At 72.2% G+C, this 25,468-nt stretch carries 24 protein-coding genes; 10 read left to right on the forward strand and 14 right to left on the reverse strand.

Annotated features, from left to right (window positions below; all coding sequences use genetic code 11):
- Positions 1 to 170: 170 nt before the first annotated feature.
- Both JS756_RS11795 and JS756_RS11800 read left to right on the forward strand, forming a co-directional pair.
- Positions 171 to 557 (forward strand): RidA family protein, encoded by a 387-nt coding sequence (locus tag JS756_RS11795; RefSeq protein ID WP_205382995.1) that lies wholly within the window; start codon positions 171 to 173, stop codon positions 555 to 557.
- Between the two features lie 11 nt (positions 558 to 568).
- Positions 569 to 907, forward strand: a complete 339-nt coding sequence (locus JS756_RS11800) for a YrdB family protein (RefSeq protein ID WP_205382996.1) — start codon at positions 569 to 571, stop codon at positions 905 to 907.
- Positions 908 to 1,011: 104 nt separating this feature from the next.
- Here JS756_RS11800 and JS756_RS11805 read toward each other — a convergent pair whose 3' ends face one another.
- Positions 1,012 to 1,605 (reverse strand): TetR/AcrR family transcriptional regulator, encoded by a 594-nt coding sequence (locus tag JS756_RS11805; protein ID WP_205382997.1) that lies wholly within the window; start codon positions 1,603 to 1,605, stop codon positions 1,012 to 1,014.
- Positions 1,606 to 1,707: 102 nt separating this feature from the next.
- Between JS756_RS11805 and JS756_RS11810 the strand changes: the two genes are divergently transcribed.
- Positions 1,708 to 4,149, forward strand: a complete 2,442-nt coding sequence (locus tag JS756_RS11810; RefSeq protein ID WP_205382998.1) for a beta-glucosidase family protein — start codon at positions 1,708 to 1,710, stop codon at positions 4,147 to 4,149.
- A 154-nt stretch (positions 4,150 to 4,303) separates the two neighbouring features.
- Here the strand turns inward: JS756_RS11810 and JS756_RS11815 are convergent, their stop codons facing one another.
- Together JS756_RS11815 and JS756_RS11820 are read right to left on the reverse strand one after the other, a co-directional pair.
- Entirely contained in the window at positions 4,304 to 5,278 is a 975-nt protein-coding gene (locus JS756_RS11815; RefSeq protein WP_205382999.1) for an aldose epimerase family protein, read from the reverse strand.
- A 10-nt stretch (positions 5,279 to 5,288) separates the two neighbouring features.
- The gene (locus JS756_RS11820) at positions 5,289 to 6,185 is read right to left on the reverse strand and encodes an SGNH/GDSL hydrolase family protein (protein WP_205383000.1); all 897 of its coding nucleotides are present in this window, start codon (positions 6,183 to 6,185) and stop codon (positions 5,289 to 5,291) included.
- A 258-nt stretch (positions 6,186 to 6,443) separates the two neighbouring features.
- Here JS756_RS11820 and JS756_RS11825 point away from each other — a divergent pair, with 258 nt between their 5' ends.
- Positions 6,444 to 6,938: a DUF3145 domain-containing protein gene (locus tag JS756_RS11825; protein ID WP_205383001.1), complete on the forward strand. Its 495-nt coding sequence runs from the start codon at positions 6,444 to 6,446 to the stop codon at positions 6,936 to 6,938.
- Between the two features lie 310 nt (positions 6,939 to 7,248).
- Here the strand turns inward: JS756_RS11825 and fabF are convergent, their stop codons facing one another.
- The 5 genes from fabF to fasR form a co-directional block, all read right to left on the reverse strand.
- On the reverse strand, positions 7,249 to 8,514 hold the full coding sequence (gene fabF / locus JS756_RS11830; RefSeq protein WP_205383002.1) for a beta-ketoacyl-ACP synthase II: 1,266 nt from the start codon (positions 8,512 to 8,514) through the stop codon (positions 7,249 to 7,251).
- Positions 8,515 to 8,599: 85 nt separating this feature from the next.
- Entirely contained in the window at positions 8,600 to 8,848 is a 249-nt protein-coding gene (locus JS756_RS11835) for an acyl carrier protein (RefSeq protein WP_004931691.1), read from the reverse strand.
- Positions 8,849 to 8,950: 102 nt separating this feature from the next.
- Positions 8,951 to 9,952, reverse strand: a complete 1,002-nt coding sequence (locus JS756_RS11840) for a ketoacyl-ACP synthase III (RefSeq protein WP_205383003.1) — start codon at positions 9,950 to 9,952, stop codon at positions 8,951 to 8,953.
- 24 nt (positions 9,953 to 9,976) lie between these two features.
- Positions 9,977 to 10,888 (reverse strand): ACP S-malonyltransferase, encoded by a 912-nt coding sequence (locus tag JS756_RS11845; RefSeq protein WP_205383004.1) that lies wholly within the window; start codon positions 10,886 to 10,888, stop codon positions 9,977 to 9,979.
- Positions 10,889 to 10,976: 88 nt separating this feature from the next.
- A complete protein-coding gene (fasR, locus tag JS756_RS11850) occupies positions 10,977 to 12,182 on the reverse strand; it encodes a fatty acid biosynthesis transcriptional regulator FasR (RefSeq protein WP_205383005.1) in 1,206 nt (401 codons plus the stop codon).
- Between the two features lie 153 nt (positions 12,183 to 12,335).
- Here fasR and JS756_RS11855 point away from each other — a divergent pair, with 153 nt between their 5' ends.
- The gene (locus JS756_RS11855) at positions 12,336 to 13,025 is read left to right on the forward strand and encodes a pirin family protein (protein WP_307790541.1); all 690 of its coding nucleotides are present in this window, start codon (positions 12,336 to 12,338) and stop codon (positions 13,023 to 13,025) included.
- Positions 13,026 to 13,175: 150 nt separating this feature from the next.
- On the opposite strand, the gene JS756_RS11860 is transcribed toward JS756_RS11855, so the two are convergent.
- Positions 13,176 to 13,997, reverse strand: coding sequence for a serine hydrolase domain-containing protein (locus JS756_RS11860; RefSeq protein WP_205383007.1), 822 nt, complete (start codon positions 13,995 to 13,997; stop codon positions 13,176 to 13,178).
- Between the two features lie 137 nt (positions 13,998 to 14,134).
- On the opposite strand from JS756_RS11860, the gene JS756_RS11865 reads away from it, so the two are divergent.
- On the forward strand, positions 14,135 to 14,629 hold the full coding sequence (locus tag JS756_RS11865) for a MerR family transcriptional regulator (RefSeq protein WP_205383008.1): 495 nt from the start codon (positions 14,135 to 14,137) through the stop codon (positions 14,627 to 14,629).
- A 31-nt stretch (positions 14,630 to 14,660) separates the two neighbouring features.
- On the opposite strand, the gene JS756_RS11870 is transcribed toward JS756_RS11865, so the two are convergent.
- The 3 genes from JS756_RS11870 to JS756_RS11880 all read right to left on the reverse strand — a co-directional run bounded on the left by JS756_RS11870 (position 14,661) and on the right by JS756_RS11880 (position 17,516).
- Positions 14,661 to 15,512: a DUF4429 domain-containing protein gene (locus JS756_RS11870; protein ID WP_205383009.1), complete on the reverse strand. Its 852-nt coding sequence runs from the start codon at positions 15,510 to 15,512 to the stop codon at positions 14,661 to 14,663.
- A 67-nt stretch (positions 15,513 to 15,579) separates the two neighbouring features.
- Positions 15,580 to 16,797 (reverse strand): alpha/beta hydrolase, encoded by a 1,218-nt coding sequence (locus tag JS756_RS11875; protein ID WP_205383010.1) that lies wholly within the window; start codon positions 16,795 to 16,797, stop codon positions 15,580 to 15,582.
- 92 nt (positions 16,798 to 16,889) lie between these two features.
- Positions 16,890 to 17,516 carry a TetR family transcriptional regulator gene (locus tag JS756_RS11880; RefSeq protein WP_205383011.1) on the reverse strand — a complete coding sequence of 209 codons (627 nt, stop codon included), beginning with the start codon at positions 17,514 to 17,516 and terminating at the stop codon, positions 16,890 to 16,892.
- Positions 17,517 to 17,582: 66 nt separating this feature from the next.
- Here JS756_RS11880 and JS756_RS11885 point away from each other — a divergent pair, with 66 nt between their 5' ends.
- Entirely contained in the window at positions 17,583 to 19,202 is a 1,620-nt protein-coding gene (locus JS756_RS11885) for an MFS transporter (protein WP_205383012.1), read from the forward strand.
- Positions 19,203 to 19,584: 382 nt separating this feature from the next.
- Here the strand turns inward: JS756_RS11885 and JS756_RS11890 are convergent, their stop codons facing one another.
- Both JS756_RS11890 and aceE read right to left on the reverse strand, forming a co-directional pair.
- On the reverse strand, positions 19,585 to 20,349 hold the full coding sequence (locus JS756_RS11890) for a potassium channel family protein (protein WP_205383013.1): 765 nt from the start codon (positions 20,347 to 20,349) through the stop codon (positions 19,585 to 19,587).
- A gap of 236 nt (positions 20,350 to 20,585) precedes the next feature.
- Complete coding sequence (gene aceE, locus JS756_RS11895; protein WP_205383014.1) at positions 20,586 to 23,333, reverse strand: pyruvate dehydrogenase (acetyl-transferring), homodimeric type; 2,748 nt, start codon at positions 23,331 to 23,333, stop codon at positions 20,586 to 20,588.
- Between the two features lie 376 nt (positions 23,334 to 23,709).
- Here aceE and JS756_RS11900 point away from each other — a divergent pair, with 376 nt between their 5' ends.
- The 3 genes from JS756_RS11900 to JS756_RS11910 all read left to right on the forward strand — a co-directional run bounded on the left by JS756_RS11900 (position 23,710) and on the right by JS756_RS11910 (position 25,453).
- Positions 23,710 to 24,147 carry a DUF3052 domain-containing protein gene (locus JS756_RS11900; protein ID WP_205383015.1) on the forward strand — a complete coding sequence of 146 codons (438 nt, stop codon included), beginning with the start codon at positions 23,710 to 23,712 and terminating at the stop codon, positions 24,145 to 24,147.
- Between the two features lie 159 nt (positions 24,148 to 24,306).
- Entirely contained in the window at positions 24,307 to 24,765 is a 459-nt protein-coding gene (locus JS756_RS11905; RefSeq protein ID WP_205383016.1) for a peroxiredoxin, read from the forward strand.
- A 112-nt stretch (positions 24,766 to 24,877) separates the two neighbouring features.
- Positions 24,878 to 25,453, forward strand: a complete 576-nt coding sequence (locus JS756_RS11910) for a TerD family protein (RefSeq protein WP_205383017.1) — start codon at positions 24,878 to 24,880, stop codon at positions 25,451 to 25,453.
- The last annotated feature ends 15 nt before the right edge of the window (positions 25,454 to 25,468 follow it).

A 25,468-nucleotide genomic window follows, 5' to 3' on the forward strand; every position in this document is an offset into this window, starting at 1 on the left:
CCGACCCCGCCGGGAGGAACCCGGCGAGTGCGGTCGGCGTGAGTGAACGTGCGCCCGCCGCAGTGGTGTCGGACCGGCCCCGTACGGTCGTCCGGCCCTCGCCCGCCACATCGCCCATGCCGACATCGGCCTGCCCGCCGCCCGGATCCGTACCGCCCGAGGAGCACGCTATGAAGATCACCCTCGACAGTCCCGCCCGCGCCCCCCAGCCGCTGAGCCCCTACTACTCCCAGGTCGCCCGGGTCGAACAGGCCGACGGCAGCGCCCTGTTGTTCGTCTCCGGACAAACAGCCGAGGGCGCCACGCTCGCCGAGCAGAGCCGCGGTGTCTTCGAGGCGCTGGAGGCGCTGCTCGGGGCCCACGGCGCTGGCCTGGGCGACGTGATCAACATCCGCACCTACCTCACCGACATCTCGGGACTCGCCGAATACGCCGCCGTTCGGGGGGAGTTCCTCACCGGTACTCCGCCCACGAGCTTGACCGTCGAGGTGCCGCGGCTGTTCCGGTCGGAGGCACAGATCGAGATCGAGGTGGTCGCGGCACCGGCCGGCGGGTGATACTGCGGATCATGAAGGCAGTCAGAGCAGTCAACCTGGGGGTCCTGTTCCTCGTCGAGCTCGGCGCCGTCGCAGCCGCCGCCTACTGGGGTGTGACCCTCGACGTCCCCGCCGGGCTCGCCTGGCTGCTCGGGCTCGCCGCCCCTGCCGCACTGATCGTGCTGTGGGGGTTGTTCGGCTCGCCCAAGGCGCCGTACCGCACCCGGGGAGCGGCCCGCACCGGCTTCGAGGTGCTGTGGTTCGGGGCGGGCGCGGTCGCGCTGGCCGCCGCCGGAGCCGTCGGCTGGGCGGTCGCCTTCGCCCTCGTCTGCCTCGCGACCAAGACGCTGGCGGCCGCCTGGCGCCAGTGACCTCCGCCCGCCGTCCCACCCTGCTCGGTCGACCGGAAACGCGGCTGACCGCAAAGCGGCTGACCGGAAGACGCGGCTGACCGCGAACGCGGTTGCTCGGCCGCTCAGCAACCCCGCTGGTCGACGTGCTCGCCCAGCAGCAGCAGGAAGTCCCGGAACGCTGCCGGCATGTCCACCGACTCCGGGTCCAGCAGCCACTGGTACTGGAGCCCGTCCATCACCGCCACCAGCAGCGGAGCCGTGCGCTCGGGGGACAGCCCGTTGGGCAGCCGGTCGCCGTACGCGGAACGCAGGACGCCCGCCATGGTGTCCCGCACCCTGCGGTAGCGATCGGTGAAGTACTCGCGGGCCGGGTGTCCCTCCGTGACACTCTCGCCGAGCAGCGCCGAGAACGTCTGGATGATGGCGGGCCGCATCGCGTTGTACTCGACGAGGGAGGTCAGCAGGTCGACCCGCCACCGGCTGTCCGGCACCGCGTCCCACTGGTCGCGCTCCTTGAGCACGGCGACCAGCAGCGCCTCCTTGGTCGGGAAGTGGTGCAGCAGCCCCTGCTGGGTCAGTCCCACCCGTTCGGCCACCGCGGCCAGGCTCGCACCCCGGTAGCCGCGCTCGGCGATCACCTCCAGGGCGGCCCGGACGATCTCCGCGCGTCGCTCCGCGCTCCTGACCCGTGCGCTCATGCGGTCACCGTACGCCATACGACCCCTCGTCATATAACGGGAAGATGACAAAACCTACCGAGTCACAGGCGACGGGTGCACGATGGGGGACCGCACGGACGTCACCGAGGAGGCACCGCCATGCCGGAGACCCGGCCCACCCCTGCCGACGGGGACCGCGAGGCAGCCGTCGCATCCGCCCTGGGCGCGCTCGACCTGGACACCAAGACCCGGCTCCTGGCCGGGCAGGACGTCTGGTCCCTGCCCGCCCTGCCGGAGATCGGCCTGCGGTCCCTCGTGATGTCCGACGGCCCGATCGGCGTCCGGGGCGCGCGCTGGTCCGCCGACGACCCCTCCATCGCCCTGCCCTCCCCGACCGCGCTCGCCGCGACCTGGGATCCCGCGCTCGCCCACCGCGCCGGTGTCCTGCTCGCCCAGGAGGCCCGGCGCAAGGGCGTCCACGTGCTCCTCGCCCCCACCGTCAACCTCCACCGCTCCCCGCTCGGCGGACGTCACTTCGAGGCCTACAGCGAGGACCCGTACCTGACCGGTGCCATCGGCGCCGGCTACGTGCGGGGTGTGCAGTCCGGCGGCATCGGCGCCACCATGAAGCACTTCGTCGCCAACGACGCCGAGACCGACCGATTCACGGTCGACAACCGGGTGGGCGAACGTGCGCTGCGCGAGATCTACCTGGCTCCCTTCGAGGCCATCGTCGAGCACGCCCGCCCGTGGGGTGTCATGACCGCCTACAACACCGTCAACGGCACGACCATGACCGAGCACCACCATCTGGTGAACGAGGTGCTGCGCGGAGAATGGGGCTTCGACGGCTGCAACGTCTCCGACTGGACGGCCGCCCGCTCCACCGTCGGTGCCGTCGAGGGCGGCCTCGACATCGCCATGCCGGGGCCGCGGACCGTCTACGGTGAGGCGCTCGCCCGGGCCGTCCGGGACGGCCTCGTCCAGGAGAGCACCGTCGACGAGGCCGTGCGCAACGTCCTGCGGCTCGCCGCCCGCGTCGGCGTCCTGGAAGGCGCCGCACCGGCCGTCGCCGAGCCGCCCGCACTCGTCGACGGCCCCGCGCTCGCCCGCGAGATCGCCCGCCGCTCCTTCGTCCTGCTGCGCAACGAAAGCGGCGCCCTCCCGCTCAGGCCCGGCACGGTCGCGCTGATCGGAGCCGCCGCCCGTGACGCCCGCGTCCTCGGCGGCGGCTCCGCCACCGTCTTCCCCTCCCGTGTCGTCTCCCCGCTCGACGGCCTCACCGCGGCCCTGCCCGAGGGCAGCCTCAGCTACTGCGTCGGCGCCGACCCCGCCCCCGAACTCGCCGTCGCCCAGTACGGTTTCGAGCTGCGCGCGGTCTGCCGGGACGCCGGCGGCGACGTCGTCGGTGCCCGCTCCGCCCCGAGCGGGCAGATCCAGTGGACGGGCACCGACCTGCCCGAGGGCGTCACCGGCGCCGCCCTCCACACCGTCGAGCTGACCGGCACCTTCACGCCCCGCGCGACCGGTTTGCACACCTTCGGCATCAAGGGCGCCGGAGCCTTCACCCTGACCGTCGCCGGCACGACGCACTACGACGGTGTCCAGCTCCCCGCCGACGACGGCGACCCCTTCGAGGCGTTCTTCGGTGCCCCGGTCGCCCGCGCCCGGGTCGAACTGGCCGCCGGCGAACCGGTCGAGGTCTCCCTCGCCCACGTCCACGACCTCCCGGCGGAGGTCCCCATCGAGGTCGTCGCCTTCGCCCTCGCCCACCAGGAACCGCAGCGCGACGCTGACGAGTTGATCGCCGAGGCGGTCGAGGCCGCCCGCGCCGCCGACACCGCCGTCGTCGTGGTCGCCACCACCGAGCGTGTCGAGTCCGAGGGATTCGACCGCACCGACCTGCGCCTGCCCGGCCGTCAGGACGACCTGGTGCGCGCGGTCGCCGTCGCCAACCCCCGAACCGTCGTGGTCGTCAACTCCGGCTCCCCGGTCGAACTGCCCTGGCGGGACGACGCCGCCGCCGTGCTGCTCACCTGGTTCCCCGGCCAGGAGGCCGGCGCGGCCCTCGCCGACGTCCTGACCGGGGCCTGCGAACCGGGCGGCCGGCTCCCCACCACCTGGGGCTCACTGGCCGACGCCCCCGTCACCCGGGTCGCCCCGGCGGACGGCCGGCTCCACTACGACGAAGGCGTCTTCATCGGCTACCGCGCCTGGGAGCGGCAGGGCCGCACCCCGTCCTACCCCTTCGGCCACGGACTCGGCTACACCGACTGGACGTACGAGTCCGTCGAGGCGCGGGGCACCACGGTGAGGATCCGCCTGCGCAACTCCGGCACGCGCACCGGACGCGAGGTCGTGCAGGTGTACCTCGCGCCCACCGCGCCCGACGACACCCGTCCGGTACGCCGGCTGGCCGGGTTCGCGGGCGTCGAGGCGGCGCCGGGAGAGAGCGCCGAGGTCGTCGTGGAACTCCCGCGCCGCGCCTTCGAGATCTGGGACGAGACGGCCGGCGCCTGGACGTTTGTGAAGGGTTCGTACGAGATCCAGGTGGGGCGCTCGATCGCCGACCGCAGGCTCACCGCGGCCGTTAACGTCTGATCCGGGACAGGTTCCCCCCTCGGGCAGCCCCGGTCCGGAACCTGACCTCCGGACCGGGGCTCGTGAGCGCACGCCCGCTCTCCGCTGCCGCGACCGGAGAAGGGCACCGACCTCCGACGGCGGAGCGTCCGGAGCCCGGGGGCCGTGCCAGGCCTCAGCGCGCCCCGAACCGGTAGACCGTCTCCGAACGGTACGTCCCGCCCGGCCGGAGCACCGTGCTCGGGAAACCGGGCCGGTTCGGGGAGTCGGGGAAGTGCTGCGTCTCCAGCGCGACGCCCTGCCCCGGCGCGAACGGCTCGCCCAAGTGGTCGGCGGTGTACAGCTGGAGACCCGGCTCGGTCGTCGCCACCGTCAGCACCCGCCCGGAGACGGGGTCGTGCAGTTCGGCCACCTCGACGGGGGCCGCGGTGACGCCCTTGTCCAGCACGAAGTTGTGGTCGTAGCCGGAGTCCGCACGGCGGGTCGTACGGAAGTCGAAGCGGGTGCCGGACACGTCCGCGAGTTCCCCCGTGGGGATCAGGTCCGGGCCGACCGGCGTGTAGCGGGAGGCCGCCAGACGCAACTCGTGCCCGGTGGCGGCGCGGCCGGAGCCGGACAGGTCGAAATAGCTGTGGTTCGTCAGATTCACCACGGTCGGCGCATCCGTGACCGCCTCGTACGCGACGTGCAGCGCACCTTCCTCGTCCAGGGTGTACGTGGCCGTGACCTCCAGGCGGCCCGGGAAGCCCTCCTCGCCGTGCGGGGAGATCCGGGTCAGGCGCAGGCCGTGGCCCACCGGCTCGACGTCCCACACGCGCTTGTCGAAGCCTCCCACGCCTCCGTGCAGCGAGTGGGCGCCCTCGTTGGGAGTGAGCGCGTACGTCCGCCCGTCCAGGGTGAAGCGGGCGCCCGCGATCCGGTTGGCGTACCGGCCGACCAGCGCGCCGAGATACGGCTCGGGACGGGCCAGGTAGCCGGCGAGGCCGGGGAATCCCAGCACGACCTCCCCGGCACGCCCCTCCCGGTCCGGGACCTGGACCGACTGCACGATCCCGCCGTACGACAGGACCCGCACACGGACGCCCGCGCGCTCCAGCGTCCAGCGGTGCACCGGACTTCCGTCGGAAAGCGTGCCGAACAGTTCGCTCATGCGGAAAACACTAGGTCACGGGCTTCTCGGCGGTGACGGTGCGGTAGGCGATCTCCGCCAGCCGGGCCTGCCCCTCCCTGCTGGGATGGAACCAGTCCCAGTGGCTCAACTGGTCCGCGCCGAAACGGTAGTCGTGGACGGCGCCGCCGTCGTAGCGGCAGTGGCGGTCCTCGGCGCACACCTCCTTCAGCACCTCGTTGTACGCCTCCACCCGTTCGTGCACCGCGTTGCGCCGCTGGTCGGCCGCTGTGTCCAGGGCGTCCGCGTCGCCCAGCATGGACGGGCAGATGCCGAGCTTCCACACCTGCTTGCCCAGCGGGTCGGTACGGCCCAGCGACCACAGCCGCTTCAGGTCCGGCACACTCGCGACGTACACCTGCGCCTCGGGCGCCCGGGCCCGCAGGGTGCGCAGTGCCTCCTCGAACTGGCTGCGGAAGTCCGCCACGGACGTCATCCGCGACGTCGTCCGCCGGCACGCGTCGTTGGCGCCCGCCAGCACCGTCACCAACTCCGGCTTCCGGGCCGCCGCCTGCGCCATCTGATCCGGCAGATCCGCCATCCGGGCACCCGTCACCGCGTAGTTCCAGCTGTGGCTGGCCGCCCGCGCTCGACCCAGCAGCCGCACGGCGAGGGAGTCGACGGCCGTGCTGCTGCCGGTCGCCCAGGACACCTCCGGGCAGTCCGACAGCACCGAGCAGGCGTCGAAGCCGCGTGTGATGGAGTCGCCGACGGCCGCGAGCGAGTCCGGGCTGCGGTTCCAGGACGGCGTCGGCGAAGGCGTGGCTCTCCTCTGCCCGCCGGAGGCGCCCGGAGAGTCGCCACCGATCCCGTCGCACCCGGCGGCACCCAGCACGACGGCCGCCACGACGGCCGCCACGGCACGCCCGCGCTGGCTTCGCTTCCGCATCCCCGGCTGATCCCCTCGGTCCCGACGGCAGAGCTTCCCCCAGCATGACAACGCCCGGGCGTTCCCGGTCGGTGCCGTGCAACGGCTCACACCCGTACAAGCGTCCCCCCGGGTGAATGGCGGGTGTTTCCGGGCCCCGGGACCGACGGTACGTCACACTCCTTGCGCCGCCGCACGGTAGCCTCGCCCTCAACGTGGCAGCCCTGCCGCCGCCGCTGTGCCCGCCCTGCAAGACGACCCGCCTGCCCGGAGGTCCCGGTGACGACACGTGGAGTTCTGTACGTGCACTCCGCGCCGCGCGCGCTGTGCCCGCACGTCGAGTGGGCCGTCGCCGGGGTGCTCGGCACGCGCGTCAACCTCGACTGGATCCGGCAGCCCGCCGCGCCCGGCACCTGGCGCTCGGAGTTCTCCTGGCAGGGCGAGCCCGGCACGGCGTCCAAACTGGCCTCCGCGCTGCGCGGCTGGCACCTGCTGCGCTTCGAGGTCACTGCCGAGCCGTGCGCCACCGCCGAGGGCGAGCGCTACAGCTGCACCCCCGACCTCGGGATCTTCCACGCCGTCACCGGCATCCACGGCGACATTCTCATCCCGGAGGACCGGCTGCGTGCGGCCCTGCTGCGCAGCCGGCGCGGGGAGACCGACCTGGAGGCCGAGATCTCCAAGCTGCTCGGCAAGCCCTGGGACGACGAACTGGAGCCCTTCCGGTACGCCGGGGAGGGCGCGCCCGTGCGCTGGTTGCACCAGGTGGTCTGACTCCCGCCGGGGCGAGGCGCGGGGCACCCGCGTGACCACCCCGCAGGCGGCACCGGCACCTGCGCGCCGCGGACGGCTGTTCCGCCTGCCCGCCGCCTGCCCGGGCGGGCGGCGCCCTCACCTCCCCACGCGGTGTCCCGCACCCCTCGCAGCCCCCGCCCCTCCTCCACGGGCCCCGCGCCGTACACCGCCGAGGCCCGTACACGCCGCACCGCGTGCGCAGGCCCGACACACCGAACGGCGCCGCGCACGACACGCCGAAGGCCCGGTCTCCTCTCGGAGGCCGGGCCTTCGCGCACGCTGCGGAGCGTCAGACCGTCCGGAACGCGAGCACCACGTTGTGGCCGCCGAACCCGAAGGAGTCGTTGAGCGCGGCGATGCGGCCCTCGACGGGCAGCTTCCGCGCCTCGCCCCGGACGATGTCCGCGTTGACCTCGGGGTCGAGGTTGTCGACGTTGATGGTCGGCGGAGCCACCCGGTGGTACAGGGCCAGCACCGAGGCGACCGTCTCCACGCCGCCCGCGCCACCCAGCAGGTGACCGGTCATCGACTTGGTCGCGGAGATCGCCATGTGGTCGACGTCGTCGCCGAAGGCCTTCCGCAGCGCCTTGATCTCACCGATGTCGCCCTGCGGGGTCGACGTCGCGTGCGCGTTGACGTGCACGACCTCGGCCGGGTCCAGGTCGGTGGCCTCGAGCAGGTTCTGCAGGGCCGCCGCGATGCCCGTGCCCGAGGGCTCGGGCTGGGTGATGTGGTGGGCGTCGGCGGAGATGCCCTGGCCGACGGCCTCCACGTAGATGCGGGCGCCGCGGGCCCGGGCGTGCTCCTCCGACTCCAGGACGATCACGCCGGCGCCCTCGCCGAGGACGAAGCCGTTGCGGTCGACGTCGAAGGGGCGTGAGGCGCCCTGCGGGTCGTCGTTGCTCTTGGACATCGCCATCATGTTGCCGAACGCGGCGATGGGCAGCGGGTGGATCGCCGCCTCGGTGCCGCCGGCGACGACGACGTCGGCGCGGCCGGTGCGGATCATCTCGATCGCGTAGCCGATGGCCTCGGCGCCGGATGCGCACGCCGAGACGGGGGTGTGCACGCCGGCCTGGGCACCCAGCTCGATACCGACGTTGGCCGCCGGGGAGTTGGGCATCAGCATCGGCACGGTGTGCGGGGAGACCCGGCGGACACCCTTGTCGCGCAGGATGTCGTACTGGTCGAGGAGGGTGGTCACGCCGCCGATACCGGAGGCGACGACCGCGCCGAGGCGGTGCGGGTCGACCTGCGGGTCCTCGCCGGCCCTGGCGGTGAAACCGGCGTCCTTCCAGGCCTCCTGAGCCGCGATCAGCGCGAACTGCGCCGAGCGGTCCAGCTTGCGGGCCTGCGGGCGAGGAATGATCTCACTCGGGTCGACGGCGATCTGCGCGGCGATGCGGACCGGCAGCTCGGCCGCCCACTCCTGTTCGAGCGGGCCGACGCCGGAACGACCGGCGACCAGGCCTTCCCAGGTCGAGGCTGCGTCGCCACCCAGCGGTGTGGTTGCGCCGATACCGGTGACGACCACGGTGCGATTGGTCGGGCTCACGGGAAATCTTTCTCCAACGGATCAGAGGATCGAGCGGCGCCACCGCCGGGTGGCGGGGCCGGGGCTACCCGGCCGGAGCAGTGACTCAGGCCTGGTGCTTGAGGATGTAGTCGGTCGCGTCACCGACGGTCTTGAGGTTCTTGACGTCGTCGTCCGGGATCTTGACGTCGAAGCGCTCTTCGGCGGCGACGACGACCTCGACCATGGACAGCGAGTCGACGTCCAGGTCGTCGGTGAAGGACTTGTCCAGCTGGACGTCCTCAACCGGGATCCCGGCGATCTCGTTCACGATCTCGGCGAGACCGGCGACGATCTCTTCCTGAGTGGCGGCCATGTCGGCGCTCCTTCGTTGGTGTTCCTAGAGGGTGTGGCGCCCGCCGCCGCGGCGGCGGGAGGGCGTTGCCCGTATCGGACCGAATGATCCGGCACGGGGTGCCTAGGGGAGGGTAACGACCGTCGCGGCGTACACGAGACCCGCCCCGAATCCGATGACGAGTGCGGTGTCGCCGCTCTTCGCCTCGCCGGTCGCCAGGAGCCGCTCCATCGCGAGCGGAATCGAGGCGGCCGAGGTGTTGCCGGTGGTGCGTACGTCGCGGGCGACCGTGACGGACTCCGGCAGCTTGAGAGTCTTCACCATCGAGTCGATGATCCGCTCGTTGGCCTGGTGCGGAATGAAGACGTCGAGCTCGCTCGCGCTGATCCCGGCCGCGTCCAGCGCCTGCTGGGCGACCTTCGCCATCTCGAACACGGCCCAGCGGAAGACCGCCTGGCCCTCCTGGGTGATGGCGGGGAAGCGCTCGATCGCGCCGTCGCGGAAGTCCGTCCACGGCACGGTCTGCTTGATGGTCTCCGACTTGTCGCCCTCGGAACCCCACACGGTCGGGCCGATGGCCGGCTCCGGGGAGGGACCGATCACGACCGCGCCGGCGCCGTCACCGAACAGGAAGGCCGTCGCGCGGTCCTCCAGGTCGGTCAGGTCGCTCAGCCGCTCCACGCCGATGACCAGGACGTACTCCGCCGACCCCTCGACGATCATGCCCTTGGCGAGGGTGACGCCGTAGCCGAAGCCGGCGCAGCCCGCCGAGATGTCGAAGGCCGCGGCCCTGTCCGTGCCCAGCTTGTCGGCGATCTCGGTGGCGACCGCCGGGGTCTGCTTGAAGTGCGTGACCGTCGAGACGATCACGGCGCCGATCTGCTCGGCGGAGATCCCGGCGTCGGCGATCGCCTTGCCGGACGCCTCGACCGACATCGCGGCGACGGTCTCGTCCTCGCCGGCCCAGTGCCGGGTCTGGATGCCGGAGCGCGAACGGATCCACTCGTCGGACGAGTCGATCTTCTCCAGGATCACCTCGTTCGGCACCACCCGGGTGGGGCGGTAGCCGCCCACACCGAGGATGCGCGCGTACGGGGCGCCCTTACTGGCCTTGATCTTCGCCATGTTCGAATCGGCTCCTTGGGGCTCTCAGGCGTGCTCTGCGATGAGCTCGCGGGCCGCGTCGAGGTCGTCGGGTGTCTTCAGGGCCAGCGTCTTGACGCCGGGCAGGGCACGCTTGGCGATCCCGGTGAGGGTGCCGCCCGGGCACACCTCGACCAGGGCGGTGACGCCGAGCTCCTGGAAGGTCTCCATGCACAGGTCCCAGCGGACCGGGTTGGCGACCTGGCCGACCAGGCGGGCGACGACCTCGTCGCCCGTGGCGACGGTCCGGCCGTCCTTGTTCGAGACGTAGGCGACGGCGGGGTCGGCCGGTGCGAACTCCTCGGCCGCCTTCGCCAGCTTGTCGACCGCGGGCGCCATGTGGTGGGTGTGGAAGGCGCCGGCCACCTTCAGCGCGACCACCCGGCGCACGCCCTCGGGCTTGTCCGCCTCCAGCGCGGCCAGCTGCTCCAGGGTGCCCGCCGCGACGATCTGGCCCGCGCCGTTGACGTTCGCCGGGGTCAGGCCCAGCTTCTCCAGGTGCGGGACGGTCGTGTCCGGGTCGCCGCCGAGCAGCGCCGACATGCCGGTCGCGGTGATCGCGGCGGCCTCGGCCATCGCCAGGCCCCGCTTGCGGACCAGGGTCAGCGCGGTGGTGTCGTCGAGGACGCCCGCGAAGGCGGCGGCGGTGAACTCGCCGACGCTGTGTCCGGCGACGGCGCCCGGGGTGATGTCACCGAGTGCCGCGGCCGACAGGAGCCCGGCGGCGACCAGCAGCGGCTGCGCGACGGCGGTGTCGCGGATCTCCTCGGCGTCGGCCTGCGTGCCGTAGTGGGCAAGGTCCAGCCCGATGGCGTCCGACCACGCGGCGACGCGGTCGGCGGCACCGGGGAGGTCGAGCCAAGGGGTCAGGAAGCCGGGCGTCTGAGCGCCCTGGCCGGGAGCGACGAGTACGAGCACTCTCACACTCTCTCTTGGGTACGGGCACGGCCGCCCGTGGGGACAAGGACGAAGAACACGAGGGGGTTTTGTGGGCCCCCGACAAAGACTAGGTCTGGGGATCTCCATCCACCAGACGCCCGAGGATCAGCGCGATGCGCAGGGTGAACGCGGAGCGTACATCGGACGGCGACCATCCGGTGACGTCGGTCACACGTCTGAGCCGGTAGCGGACGGTGTTGGGGTGGACGAACAGCATCCGGGCCGCCCCCTCCAGGCTGCTCGCCTGCTCCAGGTAGACGCTGAGGGTCTCCAGCAGCGCCGAACCGGCCTCCTCCAGCGGTCTGTAGATCTCCTCCACCAACTGCTCGCGTGCGCTCGGATCCCCGGCGATGGCGCGCTCCGGCAGGAGATCGTCCGCCAGAACCGGCCGCGGGGCGTCCTGCCACGCCGAGCACGCCTTCAGCCCCGCCGCGGCGGCCTGCGCGGACCGCGTCGCGGCCAGCAGGTCGGGCACCACGGGCCCGGCGACGACCGGCCCGGCCGCGTACGGCCCGATCAGGGACCGGGCCACGGCGAGCGGATTGTCGCTGCCGCCCGCGATGACGACGAGCCGGCTGCCGAGCACCCCGGTGAGGACCTGGAGCTTGGCGTGCCGGGCGGCCCGCCGGATCGCCTCGACGGTCAGCTCGCTGTCCCCGTCCGGAGCGGTGCCCAGCACCACGCACACGTGCTCGGGCGTGTTCCAGCCGAGCGCGGCGGCCCGGCTGACGGCGCCCTCGTCGGCCTCCCCGGACAGCACCGCGTTGACCACCAGCGACTCCAGCCGCGCGTCCCAGGCACCGCGTGCCTCGGCGGCCTGCGCGTAGACCTGGGCGGTGGCGAAGGCGATCTCGCGGGCGTACACCAGCAGCGCCTCGCGCAGCACGCTCTCGTCGCCGGGCGCGGCGACCTCGTCGATCGCCGACTCCATGACCTCGATGGTGGTGCGCACCATCTCCACGGTCTGCCGGAGCGTGATCGCGCGGGTCAGCTCGCGCGGCGCGGTGCCGAAGACGTCGGTGGAGATCGCCTGCGGGGCGTCCGGGTGCCGGAACCACTCGGTGAAGGCCGCGATACCGGCCTGTGCCACCAGCCCGATCCAGGAGCGGTTCTCCGGGGGCATGGCCCGGTACCACGGCAGCGTCTCGTCCATCCGCGCGATCGCCTGCGCGGCGAGGCTTCCGGAGGACCTCTCCAGCCGTTTCAGCGTCGCGGCGTGCGGGTGGACGGCGTGCGCTGCGGCGCCGGTCTGGCGTGTTTCGGGTTCGGGCACGGGACAAGACTAGTTTGGATGGTTCGGCGGCCTTTGCTGGGTCGGCCGCCTCGCCGGTGCGCCGGCCCCGGGACACCCCGGCCGGCGCCGCGCGGACGGCCCGGGGCCACGGGCCCCGACCGGCGGGGAGCCCGTAGGGTGGGGGCCGTGACGGTGGACGTGCGGCGCGCCGAGGAGCGCTATCCGGGCGGGGATCCGGCGGCCGGGATCGAGACGCGGCACGCCTTCTCCTTCGGCCCGCACTACGACCCCGACAATCTCGGCTTCGGCGCGCTGATCGCCTGCAACGAGGAGCGCCTGGCGCCCGGTGCCGGGTTCGACGAGCACCCGCACAGTCACACCGAGATCGTCACCTGGGTGGTCGAGGGCGAGCTGACCCACCGCGACTCCACCGGCCGCGCGAGCACGGTGCGGGCCGGGGACGTGCAGCGGCTGAGCGCGGCGTCGGGTGTGCGGCACGTGGAGCGCAACGACGGCGGCGCGCCCCTGGTCTTCGTGCAGATGTGGCTGGCGCCCGCGGAACCGGGCGGAGATCCGTTCCACGAGGTGGTGCACGGCATCGCCGACTCCACCCCCTACGACGTACCGGAGGCGGGTGCCGTGCTGCACGTGCGCCGGCCGGCCGCGGGGGAGCGGGTGGCGGTGCCGGACGCGGCGTACGTCTACGTCCACGTGGTGCGCGGCGCGGTGCTGCTCGCGCAACGGGAGCTGGGGCCGGGCGACGCGGCGCGGATCACCGACGCCCGGGACGCGGAGCTGGTCGCGGGCGCGGGCGGTGCGGAGGTGCTGCTGTGGGAGATGGCGGCCGGGCCCGGCGGGAGGCCGGCTTCCCGACGCGGGTGACGTGCCCGGACCGGCCCGGCGTGTCGCGCCCTCGGCAGGCCGGGCGACCGCGGTGCGGCGGCGCCCCCGAAGGCGCGCGGGGAACCGCGCGCCCGGCCACGAGGGGGCTGTGGTCGAAAGACGTCCTGCCGCTGCACTTCCGGCGGAGGCTCAGCGGTGGAGCTCCGCCAGCACCGCTTCCGTGAACACCGGCCACGCCTCGATCGCCCACGGCCCGAAGGGGCGGTCGGTCAGTGCCACGCAGGCCGCGCCCGCGTCGGGGTCGATCCACAGGAAGGTGCCCGCCTGGCCGAAGTGCCCGAAGGTGCGGGGCGAGGACGAGGCACCCGTCCAGTGCGGTGCCTTGGAGTCCCGGATCTCGAAGCCGAGCCCCCAGTCGTTGGGGTTCTGGTGGCCGTAGCCCGGCAGGACCCCCTTCGTCCCGGGGTACTGCACGGTCATCGCCTCGGCCACGGTCCGCGGGTCCAGCAGCCGGGGCGCCTGCACCTCCGCGGCGAACCGCAGCAGGTCCTCGGCCGTCGACACCCCGTCCTTGGCGGGGGAGCCGTCCAGGGACGTGTGCACCATCCCCAGCGGCTCCAGCACCGCCTGCCGCAGGTACTCGGCGAAGGGGATGTCGGTGGCCTTGGTGACGTGGTCGCCGAGCTGCTCGAACCCGGCGTTGGAGTACAGCCGCCGCTCGCCGGGGGCGGACATCACCCGGTGTTCGTCGAAGGCGAGCCCGGAGGTGTGCGCCAGCAGATGGCGCACCGTCGCCCCGGGGGGCCCGGCCGGCTCGTCCAGGTCGATCGCACCCTCCTCGTACGCCACGAGGACGGCGTAGGCCGCGAGCGGCTTGGTGACCGAGGCCAGGGCGAACCGCTGTCCGACGGGACCGCGCACGCCCCGGACCGTCCCGTCGGCCCCTACGACACCCGCCGCGGCGGAGGTAACCGGCCAGTTCTCGATCGACGCGAGGCTCTTGAGCGACATGGTTCGAGCCTAAGCGCTCCCGGCGCTGGGCCTCCCCGAGGGGCCCGCGGACGATCGGGTACGGCAGGTGTCCGCCCGCCGAATTCCGATCGAACCCGCTTGCTTCGAGTGCGCTCCAAGGCCATAGCGTGGAGGTCATGACGGTGACGCAGCCCACGGCCACGGCCCCGCAGCAGACCGAGGAGACAGCCACCGGGAGCGACGTCTGCGCCGCTCCGCCGCCGGGCCACCCCCGGCCCGACGGCCAGGACCGCTACACGATCAGCGAGGTCGCCGCCTTCACGGGACTGACGGCGCACACCCTGCGCTGGTACGAGCGGATCGGCCTGATGGACCACATCGACCGCTCGCACACCGGCCAGCGCCGCTACACCAACCGCGATCTGGACTGGCTCGACCTCGTCGGCAAGCTACGGCTCACCGGCATGCCCGTCGCGGACATGGTGCGCTACGCGCAGCTGGTGCGCGAGGGCGACACGACCTACGCCGAGCGGCGGGAACTGCTGGAGGCGACCCGGCGGGACGTCGTGGCCCGGATCGCCGAACTCCGGGACACCCTGGCGGTGCTCGACCGGAAGATCGGCTTCTACACGGACGCCGACCGCTCCCGCACGGCGGAGGGGACGGGCTGACGGCACCGCGCCCCGGGCGTGCGAGTGCTCCTCAGAGCTCGGCCAGCAGCTCGGCCTTCTTCGCCAGGAACTCCTCGTCCGTCACCAGGCCCGCCCGGTGCAGTTCCCCGAGATGGCGGATCCGCTCCGCGATCTCGGCCGGGTCCCGCCGCGGCGCGGTCACCGCGGGTACCGGCCCGCACGCGCGCACGGCCGCCAGCACGGCCGCGGCGAACGGCAGCGACTCGTGCACCGGCCCGTACCCCAGCCCGAAGACGACGGCGGCCGGGTCCTGGTCCGGCTGCGCCGGTCGCGCGGACTGCTCGGTGGTGTCGCGCGGCCGCAGCCGCAGGTGCCCCTCGAAGGCCTCGGGCGAACGCCATTCCACCCCGCTGAGCCCGGTCACCGGGAAACTCTGGTCGCCCGCCTTCCACTTCGCCGAGGAGGCGCCCGTCCAGGACCAGCGGAAGCGGACGGTCGTGCCGTCGAAGGACGCCTTCCCGTCGTACGCCTTGAACGACTGCGGTGCCTCGGGCGGGTCCACCAGGAACCTCTCCGCCGGACCGGCCTCGCCCAGCCGGCCGCGCAACTCGTCGGCGTAGTACTCGGCGAGGGTCTCCCGCTCGGCGGGCAGGACCAGCCGGTAGGGGTCGCAGCCCTCCTTCAGCTGGCCGTCGGCCGCCTCCATCAGCGGGTCGGCCCCCGGCCGCGGACGGGCATGCAGCACGACGGTGCCGCGCCTGCCCGCAGCGAGCGTCACCGCTTCGAGGGCGGCCAGCGGCACCCGCCGCTCGCCCAGCGCCTGGAACAGTCTGGGTGTTCGAATCCCCCGTTCGTAGCGGATGAGCACGGAGTCGGACTCGAACTCCCAGGCGGCATGAAATCCGGCCAGTACGTCACCCATGCGGCTCATCGTATGCGGCACCCCCTTCCGAGTCGCCACCCCGTGCAGGCCGCAGTTCCTGCTGTCTCTACGCGCGTTCGGCCGTCGAGGTGCCGGTCAGATCCGCTCGGCACCTGTCATCGTCGTGTGCGCACCGCACCGCGTCGTAGGCGCCCACCCCGATGTCGGCCAGGTTGCGCAGGCTGTCCGTGCCCGGTTCGAAGTAGCCGCTGTGCCCCTCGGCGTCCCGCGCCGACAGCACCCGCGCGCCGAACGCCGCCGACACCGGGTCCTCGCCGTGGCCGAGCCCGCCGAACTCCAGATGCGGCACGTCCTGCACCCAGTCGGTGGCGTCCCGCATCGCCCACACGCGAGCGTCGGTGCCCAGGTGGGCGGCCGTCGCGGCCCGCATGCCGGGGCTGGCGGCCACCGCTATGTCGGCGACCCGGGCGGGCATGCCCCGGGCGGCGACCCCGCAGAGCACCGACCCGTAGCTGTGGCAGAACATCGACAGCGGCGCGCTGCCGGGCAGCGCGCGCAGCAGGGCGTTGAGCCGGACGGCGCCGTCCTCGGCGCGCTTCGCGGTGGCCGAGTCGATGCCGAGCCCGGCCGGTGCGGTGTAGTCGGCCCAGGCGATCACGGCCGTGCGCGCCACCGGGTTCGCCGCGTGCTCGGCGGCGTACAGCGACTCGGCCATGCCGACCGGTGCCGAGTAACGGCGGTTGGTGCGCTGGAAGGTGAGCAGGTCGGTGTCGACGCCGGGGACGATCACCGAGATCCGCTCGGCCGCGTCGAGGTCGCCGAAGACCTCGGCGACGCGGCCGGAGCCCTCCGGGTCGAAGGCGAGGATCTGGCGGCCGGAGTCGCGCAGCGACTCGAAGCGGTGCATCCGGCGGCCCGCCTCGCGCTGCCCGGTCGGGGTGAGCCGGGAGTCGTGCGTCCGTACGCGCTCCGCGTCCCGCGCCCGGCCCAGCGCGATCCGGTTGGCGCGGTAGCGCAGTTCGACGGGGGCGCCGTTCATGTTGCCCACCGCGAGGGGGTAGTGCCGGGCGAGTCCGCTGCGCTCCTCGGTGGTGAGCGAGGCGAAGAAGCGTGCCAGGCGGGACGGGCCGGAGTGCGGGTCCGGCAGCGGCCGTCCGTGCATGCTGCCGTGCTGCCAGGCGGTGAGCGAGGCCTTGAGCGCGGAGGGTTCCCGGTGGTGGCGCACGGCCGTCCACCCGGAGGTCGCCAGCATCACGAACACCACGGCCAGCGCGAGCAGAGCGCGCCCGACGCCGAGTTGCGGGGAGGTGTCGAAGGAAGTCACTGGGAGGACACACTAGGAGAACGGGAGGGTCTCGCGTTAACCGAGTGACAGGTATCACGTTTCGGTCTGCGCGGTCGCCGTGCGGGACGACCTCAGGGGGCGCGCCAGTCGCCGGCGAGCGCCGGTCCCACCTGATCGAGGTACCGGGCGGTGAGCTCGCGGATCGCCTCCAGGCTGAAGTCCTCGCCCGTGCTCCACTGCCGCTCGGTCACCCGGATCACCCCGGCGAAGACGGCGACCACCAGCCGGGGACGGGGGTCGGTGTCCACGTCGACCCCCTCGCGCTCGGCGAGGATGCGCGCGATCTTCTCCTCCACCTCCATCGAGCGCCGCAGGTGCGCCGCGAGCAGCACGGGCGTGGACTCGATCAGCTGGTACATGCGCAGGTACAGCTCGACGGGCACGACGGCAGAGACCGCTTCGTGCAGCCGGTCCCACCCGTCCACGACGGCCTGCCGCAGCGCCTCCATCGGCGCCTCGTGCGCCGGGCGCGCCCGCACGCCCTCCACGAAGGCCGCCTCGGTCATGTGCTGCACGACGAAGGCGACCTCCTCCTTGCTGGCGAAGTAGCGGAAGAAGGTGCGCTGGGAGACATCGACGGCGGCGGCGACGTCGTCGACGGTCGTCGCCTCGTAGCCGCGGGTGGTGAACAGCTCCAGGGCGGCGTGCAGCAGTGCGTCCCGGGTTCGCTGCTTCTTGCGTTCGCGCAGTGTTTCCATGTGTGTCAGTTACTGACTTGAGAATTGCTTTGTCAATTGTCAGCCACTGTCACTAATCTCGAACACATGACTAGTCAGACCACCGTCGGCACGACGGGCCCGGGCGGCAAGGCGCCCTCGGCCTCCTCGGAGCAGCCGCCGGCCTCCGGCCTGCGCGGGCACCCCTGGTTCACCCTCATCACGGTCGCTGTCGGGGTCATGATGGTGGCCCTCGACGGCACCATCGTCGCCATCGCCAACCCCGCCATCGCCAAGGACCTCGGGGCGAGCTGGGCCCAGGTGCAGTGGATCACCAACGCCTACTTCCTCGCCCTCGCCGTCTCCCTGATCACCGCGGGCAAGCTCGGTGACCGCTTCGGCCACCGCCAGACCTTCCTCGTCGGCGTGGTCGGCTTCGCCGCCTCCTCCGGCGCCATAGGCCTGTCCCACAGCATCGGGGCGGTCATCACCTTCCGCGTCTTCCAGGGCCTGTTCGGCGCGCTGCTGATGCCGGCCGCGCTCGGGCTGCTGCGGGCCACCTTCCCCGCCGAGAAGCTCAACATGGCCATCGGCATCTGGGGCATGGTCATCGGCGCCTCCACCGCCGGCGGTCCGATCCTCGGCGGCGTCCTGGTCGAGCACGTCAACTGGCAGTCGGTGTTCTTCATCAACGTGCCGGTCGGTGTCCTCGCCCTGCTCCTCGGCGTCGTCATCCTGCTCGACCACCGCGCCGAGAACGCTCCGCGCTCCTTCGACCTGCTCGGCATCGCCCTGCTCTCGGCGGCGATGTTCTGCCTGGTCTGGGCGCTGATCAAGGCTCCCGACTGGGGCTGGGGGGCCGGCCGGACCTGGCTGTTCGTCGCGGCCTCGGTGGTGGGCTTCGGCCTGTTCGCCCTGTGGGAGACGAAGGTCGCGGAACCCCTCGTCCCGCTGACCCTCTTCCGCTCGGTCCCGCTCTCGGCGGGCGTCGTCCTGATGGTGCTCATGGCCATCGCCTTCATGGGCGGCCTGTTCTTCGTGACGTTCTACCTGCAGAACGTGCACGGCATGAGCCCGATCGACGCCGGCCTGCACCTGCTGCCGCTCACCGGCATGATGATCGTCGGTTCCCCGCTCGCGGGTGCGCTGATCACCAAGCTGGGCCCGCGTATCCCGCTCGCGAGCGGCATGGCCGCCACCGCGATCGCCATGTACGGCATGTCCACGCTGGAGACGGACACCGGCAGCGGCGTGATGTCGCTCTGGTTCGCCCTGCTGGGCCTCGGCCTCGCGCCGGTCATGGTCGGGGCCACGGAGGTCATCGTCGGCAACGCGCCCATGGAGCTCTCCGGTGTCGCCGGCGGCCTGCAGCAGGCCGCGATGCAGATCGGCGGCAGTCTCGGCACGGCCGTGCTGGGCGCCGTGATGGCCTCCAAGGTCGACAGCGACCTGCCGGGCAACTGGGCCGGCGCGGGTCTGCCCACGCTCACCCCGACCCAGCTGGACCAGGCCGCCCAGTTCGTGCAGCAGGGCGCCGCTCCGGTGGCCCCGGGCACGCCACCGGAGATCGCCGCGAAGATCGCGGACGTGGCGCACGGCACGTTCATCTCCGGCATGAGCCTGGCGTCGCTGGTCGCCGCGGGCGTGGCGGCCGTCGCGGTGCTGGTCGCCTTCCTGACGAAGCGGGGCGAGAACGCGGAGGCGGGCTCGGGCGCGGCGCACATCTGACGAGCGGTCCGCGTCACGCACGGCTGACGCGCCGTCAACGCAATTCCCCCATCAGGGTGACAACGCTCAAGATCCCTCCCCTCCGGAACGGCGCGCGCGTCACAGTGGGTCAAGTCCTCCGGTACGGAATGTTCCTCGGGCACATTCCGTACAGCGCGTTCCGTACGGCAGGTTCCGTGCGGCTCGTGGCCCTGCGGCCGCCGTGCGTCGCGGAGGGCGCCCGGGCCTCGGCGCGCTGCCGGAGGGGGACAGCGCGCCGAGGCCCCCGGGCCGTGTCACGGGTGGGCGCGATCCGCGCCCACCGGGCACCCGCCGTCGGGTACCGGTCGCAGGACCGGGGGAGCCGGCGGCGGCCTGCGGGCGGGGAGCGCGCGGGCGCCCCTCAGAGGACCCGGTCCTCCCCGGCCGGCTCCGGCACGGCCACCGCACCGGACAGTGCCGCGACCTCGGCCCGCAGGGCCCGCACCTCCTCCGTCAGCGCCTCGATCGCCTGTGTCTGGCGCCGCTCCTCCACGTCGTCCTTCTCGAACCGCGCGATGAACCACGCCGCGATGTTCGCCGTCACCACACCCAGCAGGGCGATCCCGGACAGCATCAGCCCCACGGCCAGCACCCGCCCCAGCCCGGTCGTCGGCGCGTGATCCCCGTAGCCGACGGTCGTCATCGTCGTGAACGACCACCACACGGCGTCACCCAGTGTCCGGATGTTCCCGTTCGGCGAGTCCCGCTCCACCGACAGCACGGCCAGCGACCCGAACATCAGCAGGCCGACGACCGATCCGGCGACATACGTGGTCAGCCGGATCTGCGAGGCCATCCGTGCCCGCCGCCCCACCAGCATCAGCGTCGCCACCAGCCTCAGCAGCCGCAGCGGCTGGAGGAGAGGCAGCACCACCGCGCACAGGTCCATCCAGTGCGTCCGCACGAACGCCCCTCGCCGCCGGGTCAGCGACAGCCGCACCACGTAGTCCGCGGCGAACGCCCCCCACACCACCCACTCCGTCGCCGTGCAGGCGACGGTCAGCAACCTGCTCGCCGCGCTGTCCACGATCGGCACGGCGTACGCCAGGGCGAACAGCACGGCCAGCACCAGCAGCGGCCGCTGGGTGCGCGTCTCCCAGCGGGCCTGTGCCGAAAGTTCCTTCATGCCCGCATCGTAAAGAACGGGTAAGGGCGGTGGGCCCGCGAGCCCACCGCCCTCACCCCGGCGCATCGCCGCGCACGTGGCGCGCGGTCAGGGCGTCACGCCCGGATCCGCACACGCCGGGCCCGCTCCAGCGGGCCGCGGCCGTGCCCCGCAGGGGTGCGCGATCCGCCGCGGCAGGCCACCACCGCGTCGCTGCGGACGGCCCGCGGCCCGGCGCGGTGTCCCCCGCTCCGGACTCAGGCGTCGCCGCCCGCCGCGCCCGGGTCCGCCGCCGTCACGTCGAGGAGCTGGTAGCGGTCGACGGCCTGCTTCAGCACCGACCGGTCCACCTTGCCCTCCCGGGCCAGTTCGGTGAGGACGGCGACCACGATCGACTGGGCGTCGATGTGGAAGAAGCGCCGGGCCGCGCCCCGGGTGTCCGCGAAGCCGAACCCGTCGGCGCCCAGGGACTGGTAGGTGCCGGGCACCCACCGGGCGATCTGGTCGGGAACCGATCGCATCCAGTCGGACACGGCCACGAACGGGCCCTGCGCCCCCGAGAGCTTCTGCGTCACGTACGGCACCCGCTGCTCCTCCTCGGGGTGCAGCAGGTTGTGCCGCTCCACCTCGACGGCCTCGCGGCGCAGCTCGTTCCAGGAGGTCGCCGACCAGACGGCGGCGCGCACGTCCCACTCCTCGGCGAGCATCCGCTGCGCCTCGACCGCCCACGGCACCGCGACACCGGAGGCGATGATCTGCGCCGGGATCGAGCCGCCCGGCCCCTCGCCGAGCCGGTGGACGCCCTTGAGGATGCCCTCGACGTCCACGTCCTCCGGCTCGGCCGGATGCTGGATGGGCTCGTTGTAGACCGTGAGGTAGTAGAAGACGTCCTCGCCGTGCGGGTGCTCGTCGTCGCCGCCGTACATCCGGCGCAGGCCGTCCTGCACGATGTGCGCGATCTCGTAGGCGTACGCGGGGTCGTAGGCGACGCACGCCGGGTTGGTCGACGCCAGCAGCTGCGAGTGGCCGTCGGCGTGCTGGAGGCCCTCGCCGGTCAGCGTCGTACGGCCGGCGGTCGCGCCCAGGATGAAACCGCGCGCCAGCTGGTCGGCCATCTGCCAGAACTGGTCGCCGGTGCGCTGGAAACCGAACATCGAGTAGAAGACGTAGACCGGGATCAGCGGCTCGCCGTGCGTGGCGTAGGCCGACCCGGCGGCGATCAGCGACGCCGTGCAGCCCGCCTCGGAGATGCCGTCGTGCAGCATCTGGCCGGTCGGCGACTCCTTGTAGGCGAGCAGCAGCTCGCGGTCCACCGCCTCGTACTGCTGGCCGAGCGGATTGTAGATCTTCGCACTCGGGAAGAACGAGTCCATGCCGAACGTGCGGTACTCGTCCGGCGCGATCAGCACGAACCTCCTGCCGATCTCCTTGTCCCGCATGAGGTCCTTCAGGAGCCGGACGAAGGCCATCGTGGTGGCGATGGACTGCTGACCCGACCCCTTCTTCACCGTCGCGTACGTCTTGTCGTCGGGCAGTGCGAGCGGCCGGGAGCGCACGACGCGGGTCGGGACGTAGCCGCCCAGGCCCATGCGCCGGTCGTGCATGTACTGCATCTCCTCGGTGTCCCGGCCCGGGTGGTAGTACGGCGGCGGGCCGCTCTCCAGCTCCTTGTCCGAGATCGGCAGGTGCAGCCGGTCGCGGAAGTGCTTCAGGTCGTCGACCGTCAGCTTCTTCATCTGGTGCGTGGCGTTGCGGCCCTCGAAGTTCGGGCCGAGCGTCCAGCCCTTGACCGTCTTGGCCAGGATGACCGTCGGCTGCCCCTCGTGCTCCTTGGCCGCCTTGAACGCGGCGTAGATCTTGCGGTGGTCGTGACCGCCGCGGCCCAGGTGCAGGATCTGGTCGTCGGTCATGTTCTCGACCATCGCGCGCAGCCGGTGGTCGTCGCCGAAGAAGTGCTCGCGGATGTAGCCGCCGGACTCGGTCGCGTACGTCTGGAACTGCCCGTCCGGCGTCGTGTTCATCCGGTTGACCAGGATGCCGTCCCGGTCCTGGGCGAGCAGCGGGTCCCAGGTGCGGTCCCAGATCAGCTTGATCACGTTCCAGCCGGCGCCGCGGAAGACCGACTCCAGCTCCTGGATGATCTTGCCGTTGCCGCGCACCGGGCCGTCGAGCCGCTGCAGGTTGCAGTTGACGACGAAGGTCAGGTTGTCCAGACCCTCGCGCGCGGCGATGGTCAGCTGGCCCAGCGACTCCGGCTCGTCCATCTCGCCGTCGCCGAGGAAGGCCCACACGTGCGAGCCGGAGGTGTCGGCGATCCCGCGCGCGTGCATGTACCGGTTCATCCGCGCCTGGTAGATCGCGCCGATCGGGCCCAGGCCCATCGACACCGTCGGGAACTCCCAGAAGTCCGGCATCGACCGCGGGTGCGGGTACGACGACAGCCCGTCGGGGGCCTTCGAGTGCTCCTGGCGGAAGCCGTCCAGGTGCTGCTCGGAGAGCCGGTCCAGCAGGTACGCGCGCGCGTAGATGCCCGGGGAGGCGTGGCCCTGGAAGAAGACCTGGTCGCCGCCGCGGCCGTCGTCCTTGCCCCGGAAGAAGTGGTTGAAACCCACGTCGTAGAGCGAGGCGGAGGAGGCGAACGTCGCGATGTGGCCGCCGACGCCGATGCCCGGACGCTGGGCGCGGGAGACCATCACCGCGGCGTTCCAGCGGGTCGCGTTGAGGATCCGGCGCTCGATCTCCTCGTTGCCCGGGAAGAACGGCTCGCTCTTCGTCGCGATCGTGTTGACGTAGTCCGTGCTGCGCATCTCGGGCACGGCCACGCGCCGGGCCCGGGCCCGCTCGATCAGCCGCAGCATCAGGTAGCGGGCACGCTCCCGGCCGCGCTCGTCGATGGCGGCGTCGAGTGAGTCGAGCCACTCCTGGGTTTCCTCGGGATCGAAGTCAGGAACCTGACTCGGAAGGCCGCCAATGATGATCGGGGTGCGATCGGGTCCGGAAGCCACGCTGTTCCTTACCTGTCGGAGGGCGAATGTGGGCAGGGGCGGTCGCAGAGGGCTTTGCCGCTGCTCCCCATCGTGTACCTCGGGGCCGCAATCGTCATCTCTACCGCCAGGTATCCGCGGAAGGTTCCCTGTCCCGCAAACGGGGCAGAAAGGTGTGGTGTACGTCACTATGTCCGGGGGTGGCATGGCTGAGGTTGCGGCGACACGGCCGGGATCGTCACCGTTTCGGCGGTCTGAACCGCCGGGTACTTGCGCGATCCGTCCCGCCCGTGTGGACTACGCCCAATGCTTCGCGCACGCGCGTGGCTGAGAATCCCCCGAGCTCCCGAGCGGGCAGGGGGTGCACCCGACCGAAAACATGATCAGGAGGCAACCCGTGAGCGCGACCGCGGACCACGCGGAGGAGCGGACGAACCCTGCCGGCAGGCTGGGGTTCCAGCCCGGGCAGGTGGTCCAGGAGATCGGCTACGACGACGACGTCGACCAGGAGCTCCGCCAGACCATCGAGGAAGCCGTCGAGGGCGACCTGATGGACGAGGACTACGACGACGTGGCCGACGCCGTGGTGCTGTGGTTCCGTGACGACGACGGTGACCTGACGGATGCGCTGGTGGATGCCACCACGTACATCGAAGAGGGCGGCGCGATCCTGCTCCTCACGCCGAAGACCGGCCGTTCGGGGTACGTGGAGCCGAGTGACATCTCGGAAGCCGCGACGACCGCCGGGCTGACCGCGTCCAAGAGCGTCAGTGTCGGCAAGGACTGGAGCGGCAGCAGGCTGGCGACCCCCAAGGCGGCCAAGTCCAAGCGCTGACGCTCCGCCCCGGGCGGGCGCGACCGGCGGGGGCCCCGCCCCTCGGACGGCGTCCGGACGGGCCGGCCCGCGCCGGCCCGTCCGCCGGTGCCGCTCGCCGCTGCGTAGGCTGTTCCCCGGTTTCCCACCCGAACAGCCCACGAAGGGACATCCACCACGATGGCCATCCAGGTCGGCGACAAGGCCCCCGAATTCGAGCTCAAGGACAACCACGGCGCGACCGTCAGGCTGTCCGACTTCCGCGGCAGCAAGAACGTCGTCCTGCTCTTCTATCCTTTCGCCTTCACCGGCGTCTGCACCGGCGAGCTGTGCGAGGTGCGGGACCACCTCCCGCAGTTCTCCGACCGCGACACGCAGGTCCTCGCCGTCTCCAACGACTCCATCCACACCCTGCGCGTCTTCGCCGAGCAGGAGGGGCTGGACTACCCGTTGCTCAGCGACTTCTGGCCGCACGGTGAGGTCTCCCGCGCCTACGGTGTCTTCGCCGAGGACAAGGGCTGCGCCGTGCGCGGCACCTTCGTGATCGACAAGGAGGGCGTGGTCCGCTGGACCGTTGTCAACGAGCTGCCCGACGCCCGGGACCTGAACGAGTACGTCAAGGCACTCGACACCCTGTGATTCTTCGGCCCCGGGGCCTGCGGGGTCCGGGAACCCGTCACTAGGATCGTTTCGTTGATCCGATGTCACAGCACGACGGGGCTCCCCGCCCCAGGACACCAATGGAGGACTCGTGGGAGTCAGCCTCAGCAAGGGCGGCAACGTATCGCTGACGAAGGAGGCCCCCGGCCTGACCGCGGTCAACGTCGGTCTGGGGTGGGACGTGCGCACCACGACCGGCACGGACTTCGACCTCGACGCCAGCGCGCTGCTGTTGAACACCACCGGCAAGGTCGCCACCGACCAGCACTTCGTCTTCTTCAACAACCTCAAGAGCCCGGACGGCTCGGTCGAGCACACCGGTGACAACCTCACCGGTGAGGGCGAGGGCGACGACGAGTTGATCAAGGTCAACCTCGCGGGCGTCCCGGCCGACATCGACAAGATCGTCTTCCCGGTCTCGATCTACGACGCCGAGAACCGCCAGCAGTCCTTCGGCCAGGTGCGCAACGCGTTCATCCGCGTGGTCAACCAGGCCAACCAGCAGGAGATCGCCCGCTACGACCTGAGCGAGGACGCCTCCACCGAGACCGCCATGGTCTTCGGCGAGCTGTACCGGCACGGCGCGGAGTGGAAGTTCCGCGCCATCGGCCAGGGCTACGCCTCGGGCCTGCGCGGCATCGCGCAGGACTTCGGCGTGAACGTCTGAGCCACGCCGCAGCGT

Origin of the sequence: Streptomyces actuosus (assembly GCF_016921115.1) — a bacterium.
In the GTDB taxonomy this organism is placed as follows: domain Bacteria; phylum Actinomycetota; class Actinomycetes; order Streptomycetales; family Streptomycetaceae; genus Streptomyces; species Streptomyces actuosus_A.